We start from the raw sequence: 23,692 nt of genomic DNA on the forward strand, positions 1-23,692 counted from the left end.
GGAGGTTTTTTTAAGGGTAATAGGGAGTTAGAAGAAATACTTCAGGCAATTCAATTTTACCCTTTTAGATTCTCCTACTTCCCCACCACATCAGAATTCTGTGCTTCAAAGCTCTCAAGCAGCTCACGCACTTCATCTGTGGATTTTGTATTCATCAATTGATTTCTTAGTTCACCTGCACCACGGAATCCTTTGACGTAGATTTTAAAGAAGCGATGCAGAGCTGTAAATTTACGTAGCTCTAAGCCAGAATATTTATCATGAAGATCCATATGAAGTCGTAAGAGATCTAATAATTCCTTACTGCTATGCTCTCTTGCTTCTTTTTCAAAGGCGAATGGATTCGCGAAAATCCCGCGTCCAATCATCACACCATCAATCCCGTATTCCTCTGCAAGCTTTAAGCCCGTTTGGTAGTCAGGAATATCTCCATTGATTGTGATCAGTGTATCTGGCGCAATCTCATCACGTAGCTTTTTAATCTCAGGAATTAATTCCCAATGGGCTGGTACTTTACTCATTTCATCTCTAGTACGAAGATGAATAGAAAGATTCACAATATCTTGCTTCAAGATGTGTGTTAGCCAGTCACGCCATTCCTCTAGTTCCGAGAAGCCAAGTCTCGTCTTCACACTTACAGGAAGTCCTCCAGCTTTTGCCGCTTGAATCAATTCTGCCGCAACATCAGGACGGCGAATAAGACCACTTCCCTTACCGTGCTGCGTCACATTTGGAACCGGACAACCCATATTAAGATCAATGCCCTTAAATCCAAGCTCCGCCATCCCAATACTCATTTCCCGAAAGAATTCAGGCTTGTCTCCCCAAATATGGGCCACAATTGGTTGCTCGTCCTCTGTAAAAGTCAATCGCCCACGAACACTCTTCTTCCCCTCAGGATGACAATAGCTCTCCGTATTCGTAAACTCCGTAAAAAACACATCCGGTCTTGCCGCTTCACTCACAACATGTCGAAACACAACATCCGTCACTTCTTCCATTGGTGCAAGTATAAAAAATGGTCGTGGTAATTCACGCCAGAAATTTTCTTTCATAACAAAACTCAAATCCTCTCATAACAGGATACCAATTCATTCGCATATCCCAAAATCAAAAAGCAAACTGTCCGCACTTCCTTTTACACTTATACCATGCTTAGGTAGTTTTTATCAATCTGAAAGGGTTGTTTATTTTTTCCTATGGGGGATGGAGAGATAAAGGAGGAATTAGTAAAGAAGGAAAACATTCTATATATGTCATTCTGTTCTTATTCTTAATCACGTCGAGTATTTATTACATGAGATATCCTATTTCCAAGTACTTATCTAGCCTTGTTAATGACCACTATTGCCATTAATGCCTTTAAAGCCATTATCCTGCAAAAGGCAACAATCGGGCTGTATGGAAGGAATGTTTGTAAAGAGAAAAAGTATTTCTGATTATGTTTTTAGCTACAATGCAATTGGTTTTTCCGGAATCAATTACTATGTTCAAAGAGTATTAAACAGACTTCCATTTTTACTAAACAAATTACTTGCAATCATCTTTTTTCTACTTCTTTTTGTCCAGTTATTCCTCATTGCAGTAGTTTATTAAAGATCATTCGAATGAATTTCATAAATTGAATTCTTAGATTTATCAAGTGTCCGGTCTGGTTGAATTCCGTTCCAGTTGCTCGCTTTCCGCGGGGTGGGCGGTGAGCCTCCTCCCGCAGGAGTCTCGCACTTCCACTCCATTCAACCATAAGTCGTTTTCGTTCATAGAAGACATGACACAAGAATTTATTTCACAATCATAAGAACTTTTTATGAAACGAAATAAGCAATTACCTGAAAAGGGAGTTGCCTATTCAATTTATTATAAAAACCCTTTTTAAATGAAATAATCCTTATATTCCTTTTTCTTATAATCGAATTCATCAACATCTGATATTGTTAGTTCTGTTTTTAGTTGGGGAATTAACCTGACAGTCCTGCAGTTGCAGAAGCAGTAGAACTGTCACCATACCTCTACATAAATGAACTCTCAAATTTATGTAGAAACAGTCTTCCACAGCCTTGTCACTCCAACCAATTCATGTTCAATGAATTCCATTCTATAAATATCCGGCTTAGATGTAGTTAATAAAAAATTCAAATCATATTCACTATCGTAATACCCCATCATTAAGGCCATTACTGCACCATGAGTTCCTATAGCCACCTTATTGCCTTGATAGGTTGAAAGAATTTCTTTCAAAACTGCTATAGCTCTAATTTGACAATCGGCATTAGACTCAGCACCATTTAATGAGAAATGCGGGTCATCAAACGATTCTGTTAACAAAGGGTATAAATCCTTATCAGACATTCGATAATCTTCATTGGAGAAGATTCTTTCTCTGAGGTCCTCAAACACTAACACTTCTTTTCCAGAACGTTTAGCCAAATCCTCGATGGTTAAGACTGCACGATTATAAGGGCTTGAAACAAAGACTTCAATATTCTCTTTTAGCAAAATATGAGTGACTCTTTTAGCATCTACTATTCCTTTTTCACTAAGCCCCCTTGTTCTTTCAGTTCCTTCTGTATAAGGCGATTCACCATGTCTCACCATATATATATAAGTTTTCATACTACCCCCTTCACTTTTTTACATAATTAACCATTTTAATTATACTATTTTATCACATGAAATTGACCTTTTTTTAAAGTAGCATGAGGATGATTCCCAACACTTCTCAATCAATTACCCCTACCTATACCCTTGCCATACAACTACTAAAGTGTTATTGCATCTCTACCTAATCGCATCCCAATGCTATCGGAAGTCATGTGAAGATTCTTTTTTTCAGTAGCAGTATGCATCCTACTATACTATTAATGCTTCTACTAAAATAAACCGTTATTCACTTCTAACCATTTCATCAAATGCACCTTAAATTCCCTTCATTATCCATTTTATATTTATGATCAATTAAAGGAAAATAAGGTAGCATCTATCTTTCAAATATATATCGAAGTTTATTGGTCCGCAAATTACAACAAGGTCAGTTGTTCTTGTTCTCCTAATCTTCCCATTGCTTCTGGATCATTGTCTTTAAAGAATGCCGTTCGGATTTCTTTATGTTTAGTCATGATTTGTGTTTCTCCACTTGCAGACTCTCTAAGGCGACAACTATAAATGACAGGAAAATACTTACGAATAAACTTTCCTTCTGCATGAGCAGTTAAGGCAATGATTTGAAAGCCTAATTGTTCGGCAATAAAGAATACAGGATCTAATACATGGTCACTTGATGCTTTCCCGAAAGGATTATCAACAATAACAGTTCTATGTCGCTTTTGGTTTCCTTGAAGTGGTACTCTTTTTTCTGCTAAATAGTTTAAAATACCGAGGAACAGCGTCATGTTTTTACTCCATTTTTCCCCGCCAGACCAAGCGTTTGATTTTTCCCAGCTAGTTAGAGCACCGCTGACTTTGCCATCGTTACTTACTTTTCTACACTTTACACTGATATCTTTTTCTTTCATAACATTTTTGAGTAACTGTTTCGTGTGAAGCCACTTTTCAATCTGCTTCCGTATGAGGGAATCGTCCTCTTTTCCCTCATCATCTTTATATTCTTCTTTATCTAGTTGTAAAACCATCCAATCAATATGTTGACGAAGAGCTTCTTTCCCCTCCTGCTCGTCCCAGTCAGGTACAATGAAGATGTAAATGTCTTTTGTTTTATCCTCTACTTTTACACGTGTTTGTTTTGGTATTAACCTTAATTCGTCTGCGATAGTTTGTAAGTAAAGGTGAAGATGGGCGATGAATTGCTGTAATTGCTTGTCATGTTCTCTCATATCTTCCTCAGCAATCTTGACAGTTCGATGAATTCGCTCACTCATTTTTTCTTGCCATTCAATCACATCGCTATAGGTGATCTTGTGTTCAATCCCTGTAATACATGTGTTTCGCAGTCTTATATCCAAAATGTTCTCTTCACAGAATTTAATAAATTGTGTTTTTTCTTCTTTTCTCTTTTTATCTAAGGAAAGTACTTTTGCATGTACGGAAGTAATTGACTTTACCAAATGATGAATGATTTCAATTCGTTTATATGCATAATCTTGTTGAATTTTTTCTTCTAGAAGAGTTTCACGAACATTTTCGTGTAAAAAAGCAAAAACCATATTCTGTTTGTCTAATTCAATAATAGCGTTTTCGATTTCAGCTTTCGCTAATTGATATCTTTTTTGTTCTTTAGTTAAAAACGTATATCTTTCCTGTAGTCGTTCCTTTTCTACTTGAAGCTGCTCCTCTACTTCAACAAGTGAATCTTTAAAAAGGACGATTTCTTGAAAAAGGTTATAAAAATCGTCTTTCCGAATTTCGAATTCATTGCTTGCCTTTGACCACTGTTCCCGAATCTCAATGACAGTATGTCTTAGTTCATTAACTTCCCCTTCTAATCCCCTAATCGTCTTACTTAGTTGAGAAATTTCTTCCTCTCCATGAGCTGGGAATTCAATCGTATCAACTGTTCCATATTGATCTTCTAATCCCTTTATTTCCTTAGATAAACCTTGAAGTTTCTCATTAACTGTAGCTAGCTTTTCTTCAAGCAGGACTCTTCCTTGTTGCTTACCCTCTAATTTATTACGCAACGTTTTTCGTTCACTGACTAAAAGCTCCAGACTTTTAGAAGAATATTTCGGTTGTTCTCCTACCACTTCTTTGTAATATGCATCAGCTCTTAAGATAGACAAAGGCTCTCTAGCCAGTTGTAATTCCTCATCTAATTCATTACGTATTCCCTTTAAAATGGCAATAAGCTTTTTTGACTTTTCTCGTTTTGATTTTTCCTCTTCAACTTCTTCACGAATTCTTATTAATTCTTTTGTATAGAAGTCGAGGTCTTTCTTCTTAGAGAAATACTTTCTCCCCTCATTCAACCTTGTCATCAAACCAGTATATAAGCTAGTTGCTTCTGTCAACCTCTTAGTATACGTTCCTATTTCATTGTCAATTGAATCAATTTGCTTCGTCACTTCTTGTATAACTCTTTTTTGTTTAGCTTCTTCCTCAGAGGCTCCTTTAAATTGTTCTTTTAAGAGAGTGTATTGCTCAAAGGGATACTTTCTTAAAAACCCTCGGACCTTCTCTAATACCGCTCGCCAATTTTCAAGCTCTATTTCTTTCGTAATCCGTTCGTCCTGTGATTCATTCGCAACCTTTTTAACCGCTATTTTCCAATTATTAAATCCCTCTATAGTAAGGTTTTCTTTCCATATACGAGGAAAAACATGCTGATCACATGACTTCACCTGACCGCGAATGAATGACCGAGCTTCTTCCTCCGTACATATATATACCGGATGTGACATTTCCTCTTCAACAGAAAGGAGCTTATCACGAAGCTTCATAACCTCTGCTTCTGTTACAATGAATGTTATAGCCCAATACGGGTAATGGGTATGATACTCCTCCACTGACCCTTCTAATGATTTAGCTGCCTGTTGAACGAAATCTGTTCCTAGTTCGAGATAAGTAAATTGATTTCTCCATCTGTTTTTCCACAATTCCAGCTTAGGATCAGCGGTAAAGGATGTATGATGTTCATAGTCATCTGAAAACCTCGTTGCTTGCCTTTCTTTATAAAGGAGCTCTTCTCTTTCACGCGATAGCTTTTCTACTTTCTCCTCTAGCTGACCAATAATGGTTTCTTCTTTTTCATAAATGGAATAATAATGCTGCCATTGTGTCATCTGTACAACTAGTTCTGATAAAATTTCGTTTTGTTGGTCTTCTATTGCTTTGATTTGTTGCTGAAACGTTCTTGATTCATCACGAAATTTTTCATATTCTGATCTCACATTAGGTAAAGTAATCTTAAGGTCCTCTTTTGTTTGTTCTAGTCCTTTTATATGACTTTTATAATTGATCATTTCTAGTTCATAACGTTGAAAATCATTTTCCCATTTAGGAAATTCTTCCTCTACTCTTTCTTTAAGAGGATTAGACAAAATTTCTTTGGCCATTTCCCTCATATCGTTTTCTACATATGTTTTCTTACTAGTTAACTCTGTTTCACTTAATATCTTTTCTTGTAAAATTTCGTTAAGGTGATTAAATACTTTTTCCTCTTGTGTTATTTCTTCCTTCTTTCTGTCTATTTGCTGCTTTACTTGATTGATATGTTCTTGAATTTTTTCTTCTTCATGAAGAAAATACCCTTTTAGAAAGGCGGTATTATCTGCTAATTGCTCCTCAATATCAATTATTTCTTCATCTCTTTCAAGGAGAGTTAGCTGTTCTGTATAATAGGAATGTAGTTGTTTATTTTTGTTTATTTCCCGGTTAGCTTTTGCTACCTTTAACTGTGCAATACGATTAGTCTTTTCAGTATGATTCTGTTCAAGCTTATCAAATTCATCTTGCACTTCTTTATACGTTTCAAGCGCCTTATCTCTTTTTTGTTCTAGTCGTGTGATCTCATAGGATTTTTCCTTACGCTCCCACTCCTCCTTCTCACCTTGCCACTCTTCAATGCTAGTCTCGATTTTTGATAAGGTTGCTTTCGTTTCTTCCTGCTCTTGTTTCGTATACTTATATAGTGCTTTCAACTTAGATTTTTGTTCCTCTAATTGTTTGACTTCTTGATCTACCTGTTTAAAGGAAGAAACATAGCTTTCAATTTGCATTTCTACCTGTTTGTTCTCTTCAATCACTCTTCTTAATCGTTTATGTGCTTTGAAATGCTCCCGCTGCTTTTCAAAGGTTTGGACAAAATCATTGGATCCTTTTCCTGCAACTGCTTCTTCTACTGTTGGTATAAGTAGTTGATCCACAAGCTGTGAGGTCGTTTTACAGCCATCAAAAAAACTTTCCACACCACCTTCTGAGCCATTTATTACGGTTATTTTTCTCCATTCAGAAGCGATAATTTTAAATCGATCTTCAAGATGCTGATGGTAGCTTCGTACGGTATCAAATGTGCTCGCCTTTAAAGGATGTGATGATTTCATTGACGTATAATAATCATTCATCTCATCGCGGTTTGCAGGTCGAGCCTTACCGCCTATATTTGATCTGACAAAGGGTATATTCTCGATTCGATGCTTGTCCGCCTCCTCATACTCATAGGTGTATCGATACGATTTCACTCCTTCTTTTGCCATATATAATGTGACAGCAGTGAGTCCATAACGTCTAGGTCGTTCATTAATAATCCACTCAATCGCAATATGAGCACTAGCAGACTCCAGGGAGAGCGTATCCTTCAGTTTGCGCTCCGCCAGTTCTACATTAGGTAAAATTGCTTGAATGGCAGTTTGAATAAATACTGTTTTCCCTCCACCATTTTCAAGTAAAATCGCCCCATTATGACTATCAAATAAGAAAATATCGTCATTATATCGCTTTGCTCCACCTTCATAGACAACATTGGTAAATCTGATCTTTGAAATTGAGGGCATTAGACTTCCTCCTTTTGATGGTCAAATGAATATATAAACTCCAAGATTCCACGATTATACTCTAGCTCCATGAAATATCTTTGCACAATGACCTTCGCTTTTTCCGTTAACTGTATTTCATCATTTCCAATATCCTGTACTAATTCTTGTGCAACTAAGAACTTTTTAACAGTATGAAGAAAGCTCAGTCTACTTATCGTTCTACCGGATTGTGCTTTAGCCGTCTCTTTTAAATCATCCATATCTGTCCACTTTCCAATAATCGAACTCCAGTTGTATTCATACTCTTTTTCAAGCTCTTTTAACTCTTCCTCTCCAATTTCACGTAACGTTTCAAGCCGTTCATTAACTTGCCCCAACCAATCACTCATTGAAATGAAATCACGGGTTGGTTCGGTCGTCTGATAGCTATCATAAAATTCACCAAACAGAATAATAATCGTCACATACATAAAATATATATCTGCATTAACCGTTTTCCCCGTAAAATAGGTTTTTTTCAACGTATCATTCGAAATATGAAACGGAGAATTTAATGCAAGAGGAACAAAATATAGCCTTTCCCCAACGGAAAAAATAGTACAATCTACTTCTTTGGCAAACTGATCCACGAGTCCTCTTACCTTATCCTCAGCTAAATAAAGTCTTAATTCATCCCCTTCACTATATCCTTTTTTACTAATCCTCGAATAAATTTGAAAGGCCTTCATCACTTCATCCTGTTTATAATCCATCTTCTTCACCCACTTTTAAACGTAGTATCATATTTTGGATTGAAAATCGCTTCGTTACTGTCATAATTTCCTGTAGTTCTTCCACTTCTATAGTGGAGTACTTATTTTTTACTAAAGCTAAAACTTCTTCAAATAATGATTCATTACGATCCTCTGTTTTTTCATATGTGATCGGAGAGCGTTGATGCATGACATACCAGAATTGGTAAAATATTTTTTTATCCAACCAATCTGAATCTTCATCATCGATGCGTTCCACTACTTCTTTTAGGGTAATTTCACCCTTCCCTTGCATGACCTTCACTACCAGATTCATAATCTCTCCAAATTGTTTTCGAATGATTGCATTCTCAAGTTCCTGTAACGCCTCATCTGAGAGATCATCAAAGTTATTCATGCGCTCTCCTCCGTCTTGCGTCTCTATTCGCTGTTCTGAAAAGATAACGAATGGAGACCATGTTTCACTTTGTTCTATTGACAAAAATGGCTCTATTAATTGTTTCGATGAAACGAGAGGTAAAGGCTTACTTACAAGAGCAGCTGTAATTTCCTGCTTAAAATTAAATGAGTCAATCCCTACATAATACAGAGCCTCTTGGGCTGCATGTAATGCAGTTGTTTTCAATTCAATGCTTTCCTTCAACAGCATAGTATGAATATGATGAACCTCACCAAGCTCTCGATCAATTTGCAATATGAATTCATACGCTTTTCTATCCTTCTCTGAGTTCATATCATACGCTAAACGATTCCTCGTTTCCTTGACAAAAGAATGTAATTCACTGAACTCTTCGTTTTCTCTTGTTAATCGAGTATTAATGTCATCAACCATTTGCTTATATCGTTCATATGTTTCATCCGAAATGATATTTCGTTGAATTTCGTGTTTTACAACTGTTATCCGATTTCTTAGAGATTCCACATCAATTTGCATTTCATCAATCTGCCTTAACGCTCCTACGAACTCTCCTTTTTCAAGTTGCTTCCGCAAAACTAACTGATTAATAGAAAGCTGAAATTCTGTAAAATACTCCTTCGTTGCAAACACTAATTCTAGCCCTTGCTCATCTAATTTATAATATTGAGTATTCGTATGTATATCAGCTCGGTCGGCTTTCAAAATTGAGTAATGAACAGCTTCATGCTCTCTCGTTTCCCAGTTATAAAACTTTTTGTCATTCCGCTTTCCACCAGGTGGACGAAAAGTTTCCACTACATTTCTAGCCACCTTTTCAAAGCCTTCAAGTGAAAGTGCATATTCCCCTTGATTCAACCTATATAAATATTCCGCCAAATCCTGAATACTCGTTTTTTTATTTCGGATTAACATATTTTCAAAGAAAAATAATAGAGATAATAGGCCGTAACCAAAATAATCAATTTGCTTGTTATTCTCATCCTTTTCCCGCTTATTCTCTAATCGATATAACGGATCAAATAAAGCTAACCGCTGCATTCGTTCACGGTAATTTTCTGTTATTCCTTTTAATTGTGTGTCCATACCGCGCTCCTCCATATTGTGTGTAACTCTTCCTTTGTTAAGACTTCTTGAGGATAATAAGCATGCTCCTCAAACATAGCCAAGATCTTTTTTTGATCTTCTTGGCTGAATTCATATAAAAAGTGATGTACAGCCATTTCATTTTTCGTTTGATTTTCTTTTCCTTTGTAGAACGGTTTTCTGAGCATCGCTTCGTAAAAACATCTGGCAAGTTTTACATTATATTTTTCATAAAGATGAAAATAGATGCTAATCCCTTCATAATCTAAATCGCCAAAATAATAGATTTCATGTTGATTTTCCTTATCAGGGAGACCAAGTTGGTTGGGAAGTTGATTCAAACTCGAAGCAATTTTCCACCCTGAACCATAGATCAGTGTAGTAAAATTGGTCGTTAATAAGGATTCTATAAGACCTGAATAGGTAGCCTTATTTTCAACAATGAGGTGTTTATGTACTCGATCATTCCTTAGTAGGTTGTTTGGATTGATTGCAAACATAAGAGGATCAGGGGTTTTCGTGATCTTCAATTTATCATATAGATTAATTTTATCTAAAAGAGCCTTTCCTCCCTTCTCGTCAATCCATTTTTCATCCTTCATTACTTCATAAGAACGTTCCGAGCTGTTTGTAAAAGATGTAGGCAGTCCGTTTTCCTGTAAATAGTCGTCAATCAACATAATCCAAGGCTTGTCCTCCTTCCATTTCTTTTTAGAGGAAGAAAAATAAGGTCGTAATTCAATCGTAGGATGCACCTTAAATTGTATCGCTTGAATCTCTTCTATTAGTGATTGCTTCACTTTCCCTTTCTGAATCCTAAAACTATTGGGCAAGCCCATCCAATTAGTACCATGACTCTTAACCGGTGTCATGTAACCTTCGTCTAATAACGTATGGATTGTAGCAGAAAAATCATCATATGTATCAAGAGTTGTAGCTACACTTTCTAATTCACTAAGCGTTATCATAGATCCCTTAACTTGCTCAAGGATTGAAATTATTTTACTTTTCATACTACCATCTCATCTTTCTGATTTATTATCTTTACGCATGAGCATTCTATAAATCTGATCTTTAGTCCTTAATGGTATTATATAACATATAATAGGAAACTACTTGTACATTTCGTGTTAGAACGTGATGGCATTTCCTTCACCAGTTGGAGTTATAGGACTTTGTTTATTTTTTAGAATAGCGATTTTGTAGTATAGTAAAGGGGCTTGCCTCATATATAGAGGGAAGCCCTTTTGGAGAAATATTGGAATATATCTGAGGCTACAGAATCAGTAGACCTGTTACCATACATCAAAAAAAATAAATTCAAGATAGAAAATCTAGTCTAAATCTAGTAAGATATCCACATGAGATATTAGAAGATAAGGGGTTAAAAAATGAGCGTATTAAACGTACAAAATTTAAGTCATGGATTCGGTGATCGTGCAATTTTTAATGATGTGTCTTTTAGACTTTTAAAAGGCGAACACGTTGGGTTAGTTGGGGCAAATGGTGAGGGGAAGTCTACCTTCATGAATATTATTACTGGTAAGTTGCAACCTGACGAGGGAAAAGTGGAATGGTCACGAAAAGTTCGTGTTGGCTATTTAGATCAGCATGCTGTATTACAGAAAGGTTCTACAATGCGTGACGTTTTGAGTACTGCTTTTCAATATTTATTTGATGCTGAAGCAGAGATCAATGAACTTTATGCAAAAATGGGTGATGAAGGCGCTGATATTGATGCCTTACTAGCTGAAGTTGGAGAGCTGCAAGAAACTTTAGATAGTAATGATTTCTATCAAATTAATGCAAAAGTTGAAGAGGTTGCTCGTGGTCTAGGCTTACAAGATGTTGGGCTTGACCGAGATATAGACGATCTTAGTGGTGGGCAACGTACGAAAGTACTCCTAGCTAAGCTTTTGCTAGAAAAACCTGAAATCCTATTACTCGATGAGCCTACAAACTATTTGGATGAACAGCACATCGAATGGTTGAAGCGCTATTTACAGGAATATGAGAATGCCTTTATCCTGATTTCACATGATATTCCATTCTTAAACAGTGTTGTGAACTTGATCTATCACATGGAAAACCAGGAGTTAAATCGCTATGTTGGTGACTATGATAACTTCTTAAAAATACATGAGATGAAGAAGCAACAGCTAGAGTCTGCTTACAAGCGTCAACAACAGGAAATTGCGGATCTGAAGGATTTCGTCGCTCGTAACAAGGCAAGTGTTGCAACTCGTAATATGGCGATGTCTCGTCAAAAGAAGCTCGACAAAATGGAAGTTATCGAATTAGGCAAAGAGAAGCCTAAACCAGAGTTTACCTTCAAAGAAGCTCGTGCAGCGAGTCGTTGGATTTTCGAGACTGAAGACCTTGTTATTGGTTACAACGAACCCCTTTCTCGCCCACTGAATTTAAAAATGGAACGTGGTCAAAAAATTGCATTCGTTGGGGCAAACGGTATTGGGAAATCGACTCTATTAAAAAGTATTCTTGGATTAATTAATCCGATTTCGGGTAACGTGGAACGTGGCGAATATCAACACATCGGCTACTTCGAACAGGAAGTTAAAGAATCCAATTACAACACTTGTATAGAAGAGATCTGGAGCGAGTTCCCAAGCATGAATCAGGCTGAGGTGCGTGCCGCTCTTGCAAAATGTGGATTAACCACGAAACATATCGAAAGTAAAATCGAAGTCCTCTCTGGAGGCGAAAAAGCCAAAGTTCGCTTATGTAAAATTTTAAACACAGAAACAAACTTATTAATTCTAGACGAACCTACCAATCACTTGGATGTAGATGCAAAAGAAGAACTGAAGCGTGCATTAAAGGCATACCGCGGAAGTATCTTAATGGTTTCCCACGAACCTGAATTCTATCGTGAAATTGCGACTGAGATTTGGAATTGTGAGGATTGGACGACGAAAGTGTTTTAAATAATGACGAAGGGGTACTCACAGTAAATTTTTACTGGGGTGCCCTTTTTCTATTTTTGCGGGTTTAGGTGAGATGGGGTTATTGGTTTAGTTATAGCTTGAATGTGGGGTGGATGGTCATGCGTGGGGAGGTTCTGTTGCTGTAGAAGCAACGTAATAGTCCACATGCACCTATTCTTTCTTCAAAATAAGCCCCTGTTCATGGAAGATTAAATAAGTGAAGATATATCGTTATCTGTAATTAACATTTATTAAATCCTATTGTCACTTCTCCCTCGTGATAAAACTCTATTACATAACCTACTTCTAAGTTATACATAAAAGTATCTGAACCAACCGCAGTTACATGATCTAAAACTTGCAGTGCATCATGTAAGTTAGTTTTTATACCAGGACTTTCGGTATAATTCCAGAGAATAGTAACATCTAATGTTGATATGTTATTTTCATTGAACCAATCATTTAAGTCATCTTTCTCTATTATTGTTCTTCTGTTAGATATTTTATCCCAATCAATTCTTCCCCAAGAAGTTATAGGATAGTAAGTACATAATTCTTCCAAATAATCAGTTGTCTCTTCAACAGTTAAAATAATTATATTAGGACCTAAAGCTTCCACGCATTCTTGAAATAATGTCATAATTCTTCTTTACTCCCTGTTAATTTAAATTTACTCTCGTTACCATCAAATAGATTATATACCTTTTGTACAAATATCCATTTATGAGGAAGCAACGAGACGGTTCTACCGCTTATGCAGACGTTAGAGAAGTAGTTTGTTCATTTTAACTGCCCACCTTTGTCATTTTATATTTCTTCTTTAATCGCTTATTATGAAAAGTTGCGTATTGAATATTTTGTTTAATAAAAAATACTTGTGAAAGCCTCTAGCTAGAATGAACATAAACACAATAGAAATCCCGAAAAAGACTAATGACATGATTATCAGTACCATTGAAGGTGCTAGACCCATCAAGTATTGTGCAAAAATATACCCTGCACCAGGACCAATAGCCGCAACCGTATAGTGCCAAGCAGGAGTTTGTTTTGCTTGTTTTTCTTTTAAAGAAGAATACTTTTTATGCTCGTTTCTAACAAAATAATAAATCATAGCTAAATACACAATGAACATAGCTATGTAATAAATAGGGCTTTGAATACCACTCATATAATGGTATTTCATTGTTAATACAAAATAACAAAATGAACCAACTATGCCGATGAAACCTAGAAAAAGGAGAGATTCCATTTCCGTATTTTCTGGTTTTCTCAATAGTAACCAAACTGCCCAGATACTCATAATAACCATTGGTGGTATTGTTACAAATAATACTGTTTTATAAACAGGAAAAAGAAGGGGTAACAAAATAACTAGGTCTAGCATTAAGAAAGTGAAGGTACCAACCATGAACTTAATTTGATAGACAGGAAAAGGTGCTAAGCCTTCTTTAATGTGATCGGGTATATCACGCCTTTTTGTATTACTACTTATTTTGATCATAATATTTAACCATCCTATTCAAGATTCACTTGTTGTAGTATAAAAAATACTTACGAAACCCTCGAGCTAGAATGAACATAAACACAATAGAACTCTCCAAAAAGACTAATGACATGATAATCAGACCATAGAAGATGCTAGACTCATTAAAAAGTTTGCAGAAATATACCCTGCAACAGAACCAATAGCCGCAATCTTATAGTACCAAGCAGTTATTTTTTTGCTTTTTTACGAGGAATATTCTTTATGCTCGTTTCTAACAAAATAATAAAATGAACTAATTATGCCGATAAACCACCAAAAAAGTAGAGAATCCATTTCCGTATTTCCTGGTTTGTATGCCTTCTTGTACGTAATTAAATCTCTTCGTTTTAGGTCTATTTTTTAAAAATCATATTTATTCTTTTCCCTCTTTTCAATTACCTACTTTTCAAATGAATTTGATGATTTAATTCTTTATCTGCAAATCGTACGAGATGTATATTTTTTTTGATGAACAGGTATTTATGTAATCCTCTGGAAAAAATAAAAATATAAGTAACTGAGATTCCCCAGTAAATTACAGACATAATAGTTAATTCTAGGGAAGATCCTAATCCCATTAAATAATGGGTAAAGATATATCCAGCACCAGGTGCGATTACAGCAAGACTATAATGCCAAGAAGGTGACTTTTTCTTATCAATTGCTTGTAGTGAAGAATATTTCTTATGTTCATTTCTAAAAAAGAAAACAGTAAACAGTAAGTAAATGAGAAACATTGATATAAAATAGATCGGTGATTGTATACCAATCATATAATTATATTTCATCGCAAGTACAAAATAACAAAATGATCCAATTACTCCGAGATAACCCAAAAACAAAAGAGACTCCATTTGAGTTTTCTCACGTTTCCTTATAAGAAGTGACAAAGCCCATAAATTAATAATACCGATTAGCGGTAATGTAACAAAAAGCAAAATTTTATAAGTAGGATAGAGAAGTGGGATTATAATAAGAAAATCTAGTAAAAAAAACGTAAGTACACCAATCATAAATTTAATTTGAAATATTGATATTGGTGCCAATCCTTCTCTTATATGCTCAGGTAAATTGTTTCGCTTTATGTCCTTACTTATTTCAAACATATCGTAACTCCTTTGTTAAGAGTGTCGTTTTTTAATCAAACCAACCTGCTACTGTTTTTATTCCACTTTGAACTCCATCTTTGAAAGCATTAGATATTGTTATCTCACCTTTACCGAACTTAAATCCTTCTAGGATATAAGCGGTAGCTACAGATGCTACAAATCCAATTGCCGCGACTCCTAAAAGCGGAATAGCACCTCCTGCAAGGGAAACGGCTCCTAACCCAACATCAACATTTGCATCACCAACAACCTTGGATGTTGATGCATTTGACTGTATATTGTTATAAGCATTTTCACCAGCTGTTAAGGATATTCCAGCAATTCCGAGTTTACTCTTAAAAGCTGATGTAATAGCAGCTGATGGTTTAACTCTATTAGCTATTTCAAGGTTATTACCTAATTCACCCTAAAAACTGCTATATAAAGTGGATAGAGAAGCTACTCGCTTACACATCTTCTTTAAAAAGTATTATCCTAGCATTTTCATTTTATCTGAAGAAAGTGTAGGTAGAAATACTATTGTGAAAAAATGGGAAAATATACGTAATTGATTAGCTTTCTTATTTGAACTCATAGGTAATTTGAATGATGATGGAGTGAGGAGTAGAAGAGTACTGGGATTTTCCATTTTCTTTGTTTAAACACGGAATCTAGGATTTTAACTTCTTGGAAGCATAGGAAGTATGAGGATGGTTCGAGACCAATGAAATAGTCTCCTTTTAAGCGCAATTTTGTTTGAATACTAGCTTTTATTCGTGTTTTGTAAAAAAATGGACAAATCTTCAGAAGCAACAGGAAGGTTCTGCCTCTGCAGAACTCCCCCATTGATTACCATTACCGCGAATACCACAAGAGTCTACTTCTTGGGCTGATCAAGTGCTTGGTATGCTACTTGATACTTCCCTCCATCCGCAACTTCTGAATGGTACAGAGCCTTGAGGGCATTGTTTTTTTCAAGACCATGCTCAGCCTTCAGTTCCTTAAAGCGTGTATGCAGTTCTTTATTTTCCTTAATTAGTTGTTGCATTTGCGATTTTAAATACTTCAAAATAGTTAACTCCTTTCTGAATCTCTGAGTTTATCTTAATTTTTCACGAGAAATAATCTGTTTAAAAAGATCCCTAAACTTCTCTCGGTCTTCTGCTGTAAAGGGCTTTGGTCCCTTTGTTCGCTGTCCGCTTTTTCTTGCCATTGCACTTAAATAACGTGTTTGTAATAATTGGTCAATATTTTCATCTGTATATCTAAATCCTTTATGGTGGAGGACGATCAATCCTTTTGCTAAACCTAATGATGCAAGACCATAATCTTGCGTCACAATAATATCTCCTTTTTCCACCAACCTAACAATTCGATAATCTGCAGCATCTGCTCCAGAATCAACATAAATGGTTCTCACTCCTGATGGCTGTTTTGCATTAGAAAAATGAGAAAAGCTTGTAACAAGGATAACTGGAATTTCAAAATCACTTGCTTCTGCAATAATAACCTCTTTCACCGGACAAGCATCTGCATCCACATAAATTTTCATCTTCCCCTCCTGTTAAAAAGTTCTACTTTCTATTTAACTTAATCTTTTTCAACTATAAAAAGGACTGGTGACTTTTGTTTAATAATAATCAAGAGTTCTTGCTTTAGCTGTATTTTTCTATTCTCATATTATACTTTATATAATTTTGTTGGCAAATGGTCGTTCAATGAAGCAACGGGACGGTTCTGCCGTTGCATCTCTTTTTAACAATCTTATCTCCACAACCTACCTAAAAGTAATTCTGTCAACTCAACTATACGCATTTTTTATGATTGATATATTCCAACAAAGTACCGATTTTACAAAGGGTTCTACCATTCTGCATATCAGCAAAACAGGCAGAACCCCTTATTTTCTAAACTTTTCAGCCTTTTACCTTTCTTTCTTTGTTATCAACACGACACACTCAACGTGACTGGAGTATACAGTGTAAACAGATTTATGATGTGCCCCTGTACTACATCATAAAGGGAGCGGTAAAAATGGAACAGAATCGCTATTTAGAATATTTACTAAAACTAATTCGGATTGAAAAGCATGATATTAAAAAGTTATCGATTGATATTGAAATATATGCTGACGAAATTGCTGATGAATTAGAAACTATAAGAACATATAATATAGATTTGACAAGTGATACTATCGTCGATCACAACAGAATAAGAATATATGAAAAAATGCAAAGGCTTTTAGATTCGCATCAAGAGATAAGTTTTAAAAAGCAAAATATAAGAAATTATAAAAACGAGATTGACTCAAAAATAATAGTTGTTTTCTAGAATCAACTTTCCCTACAAGAAATTTTTGGTAAAATGGTATTATTGGATAAATTTTTAATTATTTTTGGGAGAGAGAACATGAATGATACTTTTATTAATGTAATAAGTGAATATGATGAGGAAGTATTAAACAGAGCAGATATAATTTTTCATGCGGTGAAAGAGAATAGGTTAGATTACACCACTAACATTAATGAGTTAGTTTTTAAACAGGGAGATAAATATAGAAAAGTATTAGATGTAAAAGAGAACTCCATTGAAGAAATATCATTGAAATATCTAAAAAAAAGGTTAGACTCAACATTCCAAATATCATATCCAAATAGAAAGAAGATAATGAGAGAATGCATCTCCATTACTGAAACTATTAATGATATGAGTGAATTTGTAATTTATAAATTTGACTTTAAAGATTTTTTTTATAGAGTAAACACTTTAGATGTTTTTAATAAATATCTAAAATACTCAGACCTATATAGGTTTGAAAGGGATATATTAGAATCCCTTCTAAAAGAATATAGCTATTGTTTACCTGGACTACCAACATCTAATGCCCTTGTTGAATTAATTTCAAGGGACTTTGATGTTAAATTAAAATCTCTATTACATAACCATGGTTTAATTTTTTATTCCAGATATATTGATGATAGTTTATTAATATTTAACCGGTTTGTTGAAGAAAGTAAGATATTAGAGTGTATACAACATGCTCTAGATGCTGTATTTCAATCTAGTAACATTAAACTGAATAAATCAAAAATAGATCTCCTTAATACTAATTCCAATCCTGGTACCCAGTTCACATATCTAGGATATTTATTTGAATACAATGTAGAATTTGATAAAAATAATAATGAATACAAATTTTTCAAATATGGTATAAACGAAGATAAATTAGAAAAATATAGAAAAAAACTCTTAAAAATCATTTTTGATTATAAAAACAATTCGAATATGGAACTTTTTAGACAAAGGATACTTTTTTGGTCATCTAGAATTGTTTTCTATAACACATTTAGGGATAAGTATACAACTAAAACTGTATGGGATGTTACTGGATTAATAGCTTCATATGGGGAATTAAGAAACTTTTTACATCCAAAAAAAGTTGAGAGAAATACATATAATTTCTTAAAAGATGAAGTGATAAATCAAGTTAATAAAGAGCTAGGTTTTTGTCCTTATTTTTTAAAAACAAAAACAGATGGCTATGTATTAGAAAAAAGACTTGTTAAAAATAAATCCATAATATTCCACCCTAATATTGGTTGGTCGAAAGAATATCTTATAAAAATGATAAAAAGACTAGATCCATCGTTTAATCCCAACAAAAAATCTTATAGGAATCTAGTAACTTTGTATTGTTACTTGTTAAAAATGTAAGAAGGGATCCCGGGTTGCCCCTAGATCCCTTCTCACGTAGCGTTTGGTTTGTAGTTTGAGAAAGTTAAGCGCCTCGATTCAAATGAGAATATTGGCCATCTTAACCACCAGTTACTACGGAGAACATTCATTTAAGAAGTTCCCCCCGATATTGTGTGTGGTTGGATAAGTATGTATTCTGAGATGAAAATCCCAACCACTTAGAGAGTTTCTCTATGAAAATATTAACAAAAGGTTGTTGAAAACTCAATGAAAAGAAATGAATTAGATTTTATATTAACCGAATTACTACCAGTCGAAACAAGCAATATGTTTACTTTTACTTATTTTTATGGTTTTATACTAAAAAATAAAGATGTAATCAAGAGCATAGAAAAGAATATAACCCAAAACAAATATACAAACTCAACTATATTTAATGGTTGGCATGCATCACCCTTTAAATACTTTGTAAATAAAGGAAATAATGATTTAAGACAGATATCAATCGTAAATCCTTTTTCTGCTATCGAGATTTTCTATTTTATTAAAGTATACAATAATGAAATTTTAGATACTCTAAACAAAAAGCCTAGTTTTTCTTTAAGGTCTCACTTTAAAAATAATGATTTATTTTATAAATCAAATAAGAATGGAATAGTAGAGTACGAAGATCCAATTGAAGAGAAAGATAAATTTACTAAAGCATTAGAGTCAACAGGGATTTTCTACAATCTAAAGCCATATGTGACACTTGGTCATTTTTTCAACTCAGATGATTGGTTTAAACTTAATAGTCAATTTAAATATTTTGCTAAAATAGACTATAAAGACTGCTTTGATAGTATATATACTCATACTTTTAAATGGATTGTTTCTCAAAATACGATTGATTCGAAAAAATTTACTAATAATAATTTGTATAGTGTTATAGACAGATTACTTCAACATATTAATAATTCAATCTCCAATGGTATTATTGTCGGTCCAGAGTTCTCTAGAATGATTGCTGAAATACTCTTACAACAGATTGATTTTGAAGTTTATAACAATCTTGTGGAATTAAATTTTAAAAATGAAATAGATTATTATATTTGCAGATATGTAGATGATATATATATTTTTTCAAATGAAGAATACAATATTGATCGGATTACCCAATTATATAGGAGGAATTCTTCGAAATATCAATTAAAATTAAATGAATTAAAAAGCATTAGAGGGAAATTACCTTATTTATGGAATAATTGGAAAGGTAGCACCAAAACTTATTTAAATGTGTTAAATGAAAGATCATTTAACACATTGAAAGATAATAACAAGCATTTAATAAAGGCTAGAAATTTTACTAATAATCGTAACTTGGCATCCTTAAAAGAAGATCTACAAAATTTGCTTGCAATTTATCCAAGTTATAAAGAAAAAATTGTATCTTATATTTATAGTGCTATATTTAATAAGCTTAGAGAACATAAAAAAGAAAGAATATTTCGGGAAAATGTTAGCGAAAAAGAAGTTGAAAAATTTATAGACTTTATTTTTTACTTGTATTCATTTGCTCCTACTTTTAGAAATACTCGAAAATTAATCTGTATAGAATACTTATTTAAAGAAGAATTAAATGAAGAACTGGTTAGCTACGTATTACAAAAAACAATAAGAAAATATGAGCATATTTTCTTATATTCAAACATACCGGATTTCATCGACTGGTTACCAGTTTTTTTCAAAAATAGAATTGAACTATCTATTCCAGTTGAAGAACGTATTTGGAAAACTATCCTTGAAGATTCCGATCCTATATTAGCAGCTAATTTTTTAATCTATTCTAAATACAATCAAAAATACTTTGAGGAAACAAAAAAAAATATTGAGTCATTAATAAAAAAAGACATGTCAGTTATTACCAATAATAAAAGCATTCTGCTTTATAGAGAATTGTGGTGGCTGTTTGTATTTATTGACTGTCCCTATCTCACAAATCAAACAAAGATTCTATTGGAAACCAAATTACAATTATTACAATCAAATGGCACAGATGTAAAATCAAAGATTGTTAATATCCTTTATGAATTTTTATCTAATAATACATTTTCTAAAAAATTTATCGAATGGGATATCGAGACTAAAGATATTGTTGAAGATATAACTTACTTTACTTATGAAAGAACAATATTTAAAAACAAAGATAAAGATATTTATTTATTTGAGTATTAAACAAATCTTTTAGATTTGCAAATTTATTACTAAACCACCCTAAATAAATATGATATGTGATGAATTAACTTTTTTAAAAATATCACTCTTTTTTTATTTAAAATGAATCCCTATGAATGTTTATGACATTCTAGGGATTCGCAACTAACTAATTATTTCAGTCGCATTATTCTTCACTTCATTAATAATACTAAATAACTTCTTTTGTTTATCAGCGTCAAATAACTTTATGAAGCTCTGTGGTTTATCGAATGGAGGTTTCATTAATTCTGCTGCATTTTCAACGTATCCATTTTGTTCAATATAATCAATCACTTTATTGACGAATACAATTTGATTTGCATTTAAGCTTTGTTCATTGATAAATGATAAGAATGCTTTTAGTGCAGCCTCTCGCTCCATTTTTGCCACTCTACGCACAAGTAATCCAAAAGGCGTATCCTTGAAGTTCATCTCGTAATCTTCTTTAGTGCCAAGTTCACCCTTAAATATTTTTTCTAAGGTCTTATTATCTTCCTCTGTAAGAGGGATATTAATATTATTTCGAAGAAGCATAGGGAAGCATGGGGACGGTTCCCACGCTTCCTAAACAAATTATCACTATCTTTCCATCTATAAGCCCTACCATACAATTCCTTAAGTGTTAGTGTTATCCTCACCCCATCACCTTCATTTAAACCTAACCCTTCTCCAATGCTATGTATGGACTGTAATTGACAACACAGGGGATTGAATCAACTCCTGTTTTTCTACAGGTCAATGATTCAGAGATTCCCCAAGCTGCAGAACGAGCAGCCCCATGCAACTCTAGTTTGTTCAAGGATTGAAATTATTCTACTTTTTATACAAACATCTCAACTTTCTATTTATTAACTATAAAAATGAAATTATTAATCTAGCATCCTCTCCATAATGGAATTATATAACAAATAAAAGTAAACTACTTGTAAATTTAGTGGTGATAGGAAGTGATTGCATTTACTTCATCAGTTGGATTTATTAGGTTTTGCTTATGCTTTATGCTATAAAATCTGGATATTGTAACGTAACACACTAAAAAGGCTTTCCCTATATAAGAGGAAAGCCTTGATTTCTACTTGCAATACGTATATATTTTTTGAAATAAATTTTTGTAGTTAAGATTTTAAGACCATCTGCGCCACACATTCCACATGCGCCGTATGCGGAAACATATCCACTGGCTGAATATACTCCACTTTATAATCACGACTCAAGTAGTCGATGTCCTTCGCTAGTGTGGAAGGGTTACATGAGACATAGACAAATTTCTTTGGTTTTACTTGCTTGATCGCGTCTAGGAGCTTGCGGTCACAGCCTGTTCGCGGTGGGTCGACGACGACGACGTCTGGTTTCCAGCCTTCGTTTACCCATTTTGGTAGCCAGTGTTCGGCTGTTCCGGTGACGTAGGTTGCATTTTCGATTCCGTGACGGGCTGCGTTTTCTTGGGCGTCAATGATGGCTGCGTCGATTGTGTCCATGCCGCGGACTTCGCTTGCGTCTTTTGCTAGCCACATTCCGATGGTTCCGACTCCGCAGTAGGCGTCAGCGATTTTTTCTGTGCCTGTTAAGCTAGCCGCTTTTTTCACTTCGTCGTAGAGCTTGACGGTTTGAACAGGGTTCAGTTGGAAGAAGGCTCTCGCTGATAGTTCAAAGCTTAGGTCTCCAAGTGTTTCTTGGATGACTTCCTCACCTCTTAGGTGGAGTGTTTTTTCTCCGAAGATCAGGGAGGTTTTGTTTCCGTTTATGTTTTGGACGAGTGATTTAACCTCTGGGAATCGTTTTTGGATTTCGGCCATGATTAATTTTTTTCTTGGAACTTCTTTTTGCGTGGTGATAAGGACAACTTGGACCTCACCTGTTTCAAAGCCAGCTCGTGTAACGATGGTTCGGACAATTCCTTTTTGCTTTCGTTCGTCATAGATTGGGACATTGAAGTCTTCAAGAATTTGTCGGACGCCTTCTGTTACCTTGTTTGTTGCTGGGTGCTGTACCATACAGTTTTGAATTGGGACAAGACGATGAGAATCTAGCCCGTATAAGCCTGCGATGACTTTTCCTTTTTGTTGACCAAGCTGGAATTGGCTTTTGTTACGGTAATTCCATGGGTCTTCCATGCCGATTGTTTCACGGATATCTAGGCTGCTAATGTTTAATTTTGTATGGCGTTCAAGAGATTGAATGACGATGTCTCGCTTTTCTTTTAGCTGCTGGTCATAGGCTAGATGCTGTAGCTGACAGCCGCCACATTGGTCGTAAATCGGACATGGTGCTTGCACACGAAATGGTGATTGCTTTCGGATTTGCTTTACTTTTCCTTCGGCGAACTTTGGTTGGATTTTTGTTGCTTCGACGAGAACCTCTTCACCTGGTAACGCACCTGGTACGAAGACGACCTGACGTTTGAAGTAGCCGACTCCCTCTCCGTTAATTCCTAAACGTTTGATCGTTAGTGGAAAGGTTTGGCCTTTTGCTATTTTTATCGCGCTTTGCGGTTGCTTGTTTTCTTTCATTTATAACGCTCCG

At 34.6% G+C, this 23,692-nt stretch carries 17 protein-coding genes; 4 read left to right on the forward strand and 13 right to left on the reverse strand.

Going from position 1 to position 23,692, the window contains the following annotated elements; translation table 11 throughout:
- Positions 1-74: 74 nt before the first annotated feature.
- The 6 genes from A9C19_RS17480 to A9C19_RS17505 all read right to left on the reverse strand — a co-directional run bounded on the left by A9C19_RS17480 (position 75) and on the right by A9C19_RS17505 (position 10,693).
- Positions 75-1,055 carry a tRNA dihydrouridine synthase gene (locus A9C19_RS17480; RefSeq protein WP_072581118.1) on the reverse strand — a complete coding sequence of 327 codons (981 nt, stop codon included), beginning with the start codon at positions 1,053-1,055 and terminating at the stop codon, positions 75-77.
- Between the two features lie 976 nt (positions 1,056-2,031).
- Positions 2,032-2,613: a histidine phosphatase family protein gene (locus tag A9C19_RS17485; protein WP_072581119.1), complete on the reverse strand. Its 582-nt coding sequence runs from the start codon at positions 2,611-2,613 to the stop codon at positions 2,032-2,034.
- A gap of 404 nt (positions 2,614-3,017) precedes the next feature.
- Positions 3,018-7,445, reverse strand: a complete 4,428-nt coding sequence (locus tag A9C19_RS17490) for a coiled-coil domain-containing protein (RefSeq protein WP_072581120.1) — start codon at positions 7,443-7,445, stop codon at positions 3,018-3,020.
- On the reverse strand, positions 7,445-8,179 hold the full coding sequence (locus tag A9C19_RS17495) for a DUF6063 family protein (protein WP_072581121.1): 735 nt from the start codon (positions 8,177-8,179) through the stop codon (positions 7,445-7,447). Before A9C19_RS17495 ends, A9C19_RS17490 begins: the two co-directional genes overlap by 1 nt.
- A complete protein-coding gene (locus A9C19_RS17500) occupies positions 8,169-9,680 on the reverse strand; it encodes a replicative DNA helicase (protein WP_072581122.1) in 1,512 nt (503 codons plus the stop codon). The genes A9C19_RS17495 and A9C19_RS17500 overlap by 11 nt, the downstream gene beginning before the upstream one ends.
- Positions 9,665-10,693: a Wadjet anti-phage system protein JetD domain-containing protein gene (locus A9C19_RS17505; protein WP_072581123.1), complete on the reverse strand. Its 1,029-nt coding sequence runs from the start codon at positions 10,691-10,693 to the stop codon at positions 9,665-9,667. The genes A9C19_RS17500 and A9C19_RS17505 overlap by 16 nt, the downstream gene beginning before the upstream one ends.
- A gap of 378 nt (positions 10,694-11,071) precedes the next feature.
- Here A9C19_RS17505 and A9C19_RS17510 point away from each other — a divergent pair, with 378 nt between their 5' ends.
- Positions 11,072-12,625: an ABC-F family ATP-binding cassette domain-containing protein gene (locus A9C19_RS17510; protein ID WP_072581124.1), complete on the forward strand. Its 1,554-nt coding sequence runs from the start codon at positions 11,072-11,074 to the stop codon at positions 12,623-12,625.
- A 241-nt stretch (positions 12,626-12,866) separates the two neighbouring features.
- Here A9C19_RS17510 and A9C19_RS17515 read toward each other — a convergent pair whose 3' ends face one another.
- The 5 genes from A9C19_RS17515 to A9C19_RS17535 all read right to left on the reverse strand — a co-directional run bounded on the left by A9C19_RS17515 (position 12,867) and on the right by A9C19_RS17535 (position 16,790).
- Positions 12,867-13,265 (reverse strand): CDI toxin immunity protein, encoded by a 399-nt coding sequence (locus A9C19_RS17515; protein ID WP_072581125.1) that lies wholly within the window; start codon positions 13,263-13,265, stop codon positions 12,867-12,869.
- A 180-nt stretch (positions 13,266-13,445) separates the two neighbouring features.
- On the reverse strand, positions 13,446-14,126 hold the full coding sequence (locus A9C19_RS17520; RefSeq protein ID WP_072581126.1) for a hypothetical protein: 681 nt from the start codon (positions 14,124-14,126) through the stop codon (positions 13,446-13,448).
- A 419-nt stretch (positions 14,127-14,545) separates the two neighbouring features.
- The gene (locus A9C19_RS17525; RefSeq protein WP_072581127.1) at positions 14,546-15,256 is read right to left on the reverse strand and encodes a hypothetical protein; all 711 of its coding nucleotides are present in this window, start codon (positions 15,254-15,256) and stop codon (positions 14,546-14,548) included.
- An 859-nt stretch (positions 15,257-16,115) separates the two neighbouring features.
- Positions 16,116-16,307, reverse strand: coding sequence for a hypothetical protein (locus A9C19_RS17530; protein ID WP_048008527.1), 192 nt, complete (start codon positions 16,305-16,307; stop codon positions 16,116-16,118).
- A gap of 30 nt (positions 16,308-16,337) precedes the next feature.
- Positions 16,338-16,790, reverse strand: coding sequence for a YaiI/YqxD family protein (locus tag A9C19_RS17535; RefSeq protein ID WP_072581128.1), 453 nt, complete (start codon positions 16,788-16,790; stop codon positions 16,338-16,340).
- A gap of 482 nt (positions 16,791-17,272) precedes the next feature.
- Here A9C19_RS17535 and A9C19_RS17540 point away from each other — a divergent pair, with 482 nt between their 5' ends.
- The 3 genes from A9C19_RS17540 to A9C19_RS17550 all read left to right on the forward strand — a co-directional run bounded on the left by A9C19_RS17540 (position 17,273) and on the right by A9C19_RS17550 (position 21,148).
- A complete protein-coding gene (locus A9C19_RS17540; RefSeq protein WP_072581129.1) occupies positions 17,273-17,569 on the forward strand; it encodes a hypothetical protein in 297 nt (98 codons plus the stop codon).
- A 78-nt stretch (positions 17,570-17,647) separates the two neighbouring features.
- A complete protein-coding gene (locus A9C19_RS17545; protein WP_072581130.1) occupies positions 17,648-18,952 on the forward strand; it encodes a reverse transcriptase domain-containing protein in 1,305 nt (434 codons plus the stop codon).
- A gap of 249 nt (positions 18,953-19,201) precedes the next feature.
- Positions 19,202-21,148, forward strand: a complete 1,947-nt coding sequence (locus A9C19_RS17550; protein ID WP_072581131.1) for a reverse transcriptase domain-containing protein — start codon at positions 19,202-19,204, stop codon at positions 21,146-21,148.
- A gap of 144 nt (positions 21,149-21,292) precedes the next feature.
- Here A9C19_RS17550 and A9C19_RS17555 read toward each other — a convergent pair whose 3' ends face one another.
- Both A9C19_RS17555 and rlmD read right to left on the reverse strand, forming a co-directional pair.
- Positions 21,293-21,703, reverse strand: a complete 411-nt coding sequence (locus tag A9C19_RS17555; protein ID WP_072581132.1) for a type I restriction-modification enzyme R subunit C-terminal domain-containing protein — start codon at positions 21,701-21,703, stop codon at positions 21,293-21,295.
- 581 nt (positions 21,704-22,284) lie between these two features.
- On the reverse strand, positions 22,285-23,679 hold the full coding sequence (gene rlmD, locus A9C19_RS17560; protein ID WP_072581133.1) for a 23S rRNA (uracil(1939)-C(5))-methyltransferase RlmD: 1,395 nt from the start codon (positions 23,677-23,679) through the stop codon (positions 22,285-22,287).
- Positions 23,680-23,692 lie beyond the last annotated feature (13 nt).

Source organism: Bacillus weihaiensis (genome assembly GCF_001889165.1).
Taxonomy (GTDB): domain Bacteria; phylum Bacillota; class Bacilli; order Bacillales; family Bacillaceae; genus Metabacillus; species Metabacillus weihaiensis.

What these genes read in the sequence shown, in the direction of transcription:
- A9C19_RS17480 (WP_072581118.1), bottom strand. Translation starts at nt 1,055, where the DNA reads ATGAAAGAAAATTTCTGGCGTGAATTACCACGACCATTTTTTATACTT.
- A9C19_RS17485 (WP_072581119.1), bottom strand. Translation starts at nt 2,613, where the DNA reads ATGAAAACTTATATATATATGGTGAGACATGGTGAATCGCCTTATACA.
- A9C19_RS17490 (WP_072581120.1), bottom strand. Translation starts at nt 7,445, where the DNA reads ATGCCCTCAATTTCAAAGATCAGATTTACCAATGTTGTCTATGAAGGT.
- A9C19_RS17495 (WP_072581121.1), bottom strand. Translation starts at nt 8,179, where the DNA reads ATGGATTATAAACAGGATGAAGTGATGAAGGCCTTTCAAATTTATTCG.
- A9C19_RS17500 (WP_072581122.1), bottom strand. Translation starts at nt 9,680, where the DNA reads ATGGACACACAATTAAAAGGAATAACAGAAAATTACCGTGAACGAATG.
- A9C19_RS17505 (WP_072581123.1), bottom strand. Translation starts at nt 10,693, where the DNA reads ATGAAAAGTAAAATAATTTCAATCCTTGAGCAAGTTAAGGGATCTATG.
- A9C19_RS17510 (WP_072581124.1), top strand. Translation starts at nt 11,072, where the DNA reads ATGAGCGTATTAAACGTACAAAATTTAAGTCATGGATTCGGTGATCGT.
- A9C19_RS17515 (WP_072581125.1), bottom strand. Translation starts at nt 13,265, where the DNA reads ATGACATTATTTCAAGAATGCGTGGAAGCTTTAGGTCCTAATATAATT.
- A9C19_RS17520 (WP_072581126.1), bottom strand. Translation starts at nt 14,126, where the DNA reads ATGATCAAAATAAGTAGTAATACAAAAAGGCGTGATATACCCGATCAC.
- A9C19_RS17525 (WP_072581127.1), bottom strand. Translation starts at nt 15,256, where the DNA reads ATGTTTGAAATAAGTAAGGACATAAAGCGAAACAATTTACCTGAGCAT.
- A9C19_RS17535 (WP_072581128.1), bottom strand. Translation starts at nt 16,790, where the DNA reads ATGAAAATTTATGTGGATGCAGATGCTTGTCCGGTGAAAGAGGTTATT.
- A9C19_RS17540 (WP_072581129.1), top strand. Translation starts at nt 17,273, where the DNA reads ATGGAACAGAATCGCTATTTAGAATATTTACTAAAACTAATTCGGATT.
- A9C19_RS17545 (WP_072581130.1), top strand. Translation starts at nt 17,648, where the DNA reads ATGAATGATACTTTTATTAATGTAATAAGTGAATATGATGAGGAAGTA.
- A9C19_RS17550 (WP_072581131.1), top strand. Translation starts at nt 19,202, where the DNA reads ATGAAAAGAAATGAATTAGATTTTATATTAACCGAATTACTACCAGTC.
- A9C19_RS17555 (WP_072581132.1), bottom strand. Translation starts at nt 21,703, where the DNA reads ATGCTTCTTCGAAATAATATTAATATCCCTCTTACAGAGGAAGATAAT.
- rlmD (WP_072581133.1), bottom strand. Translation starts at nt 23,679, where the DNA reads ATGAAAGAAAACAAGCAACCGCAAAGCGCGATAAAAATAGCAAAAGGC.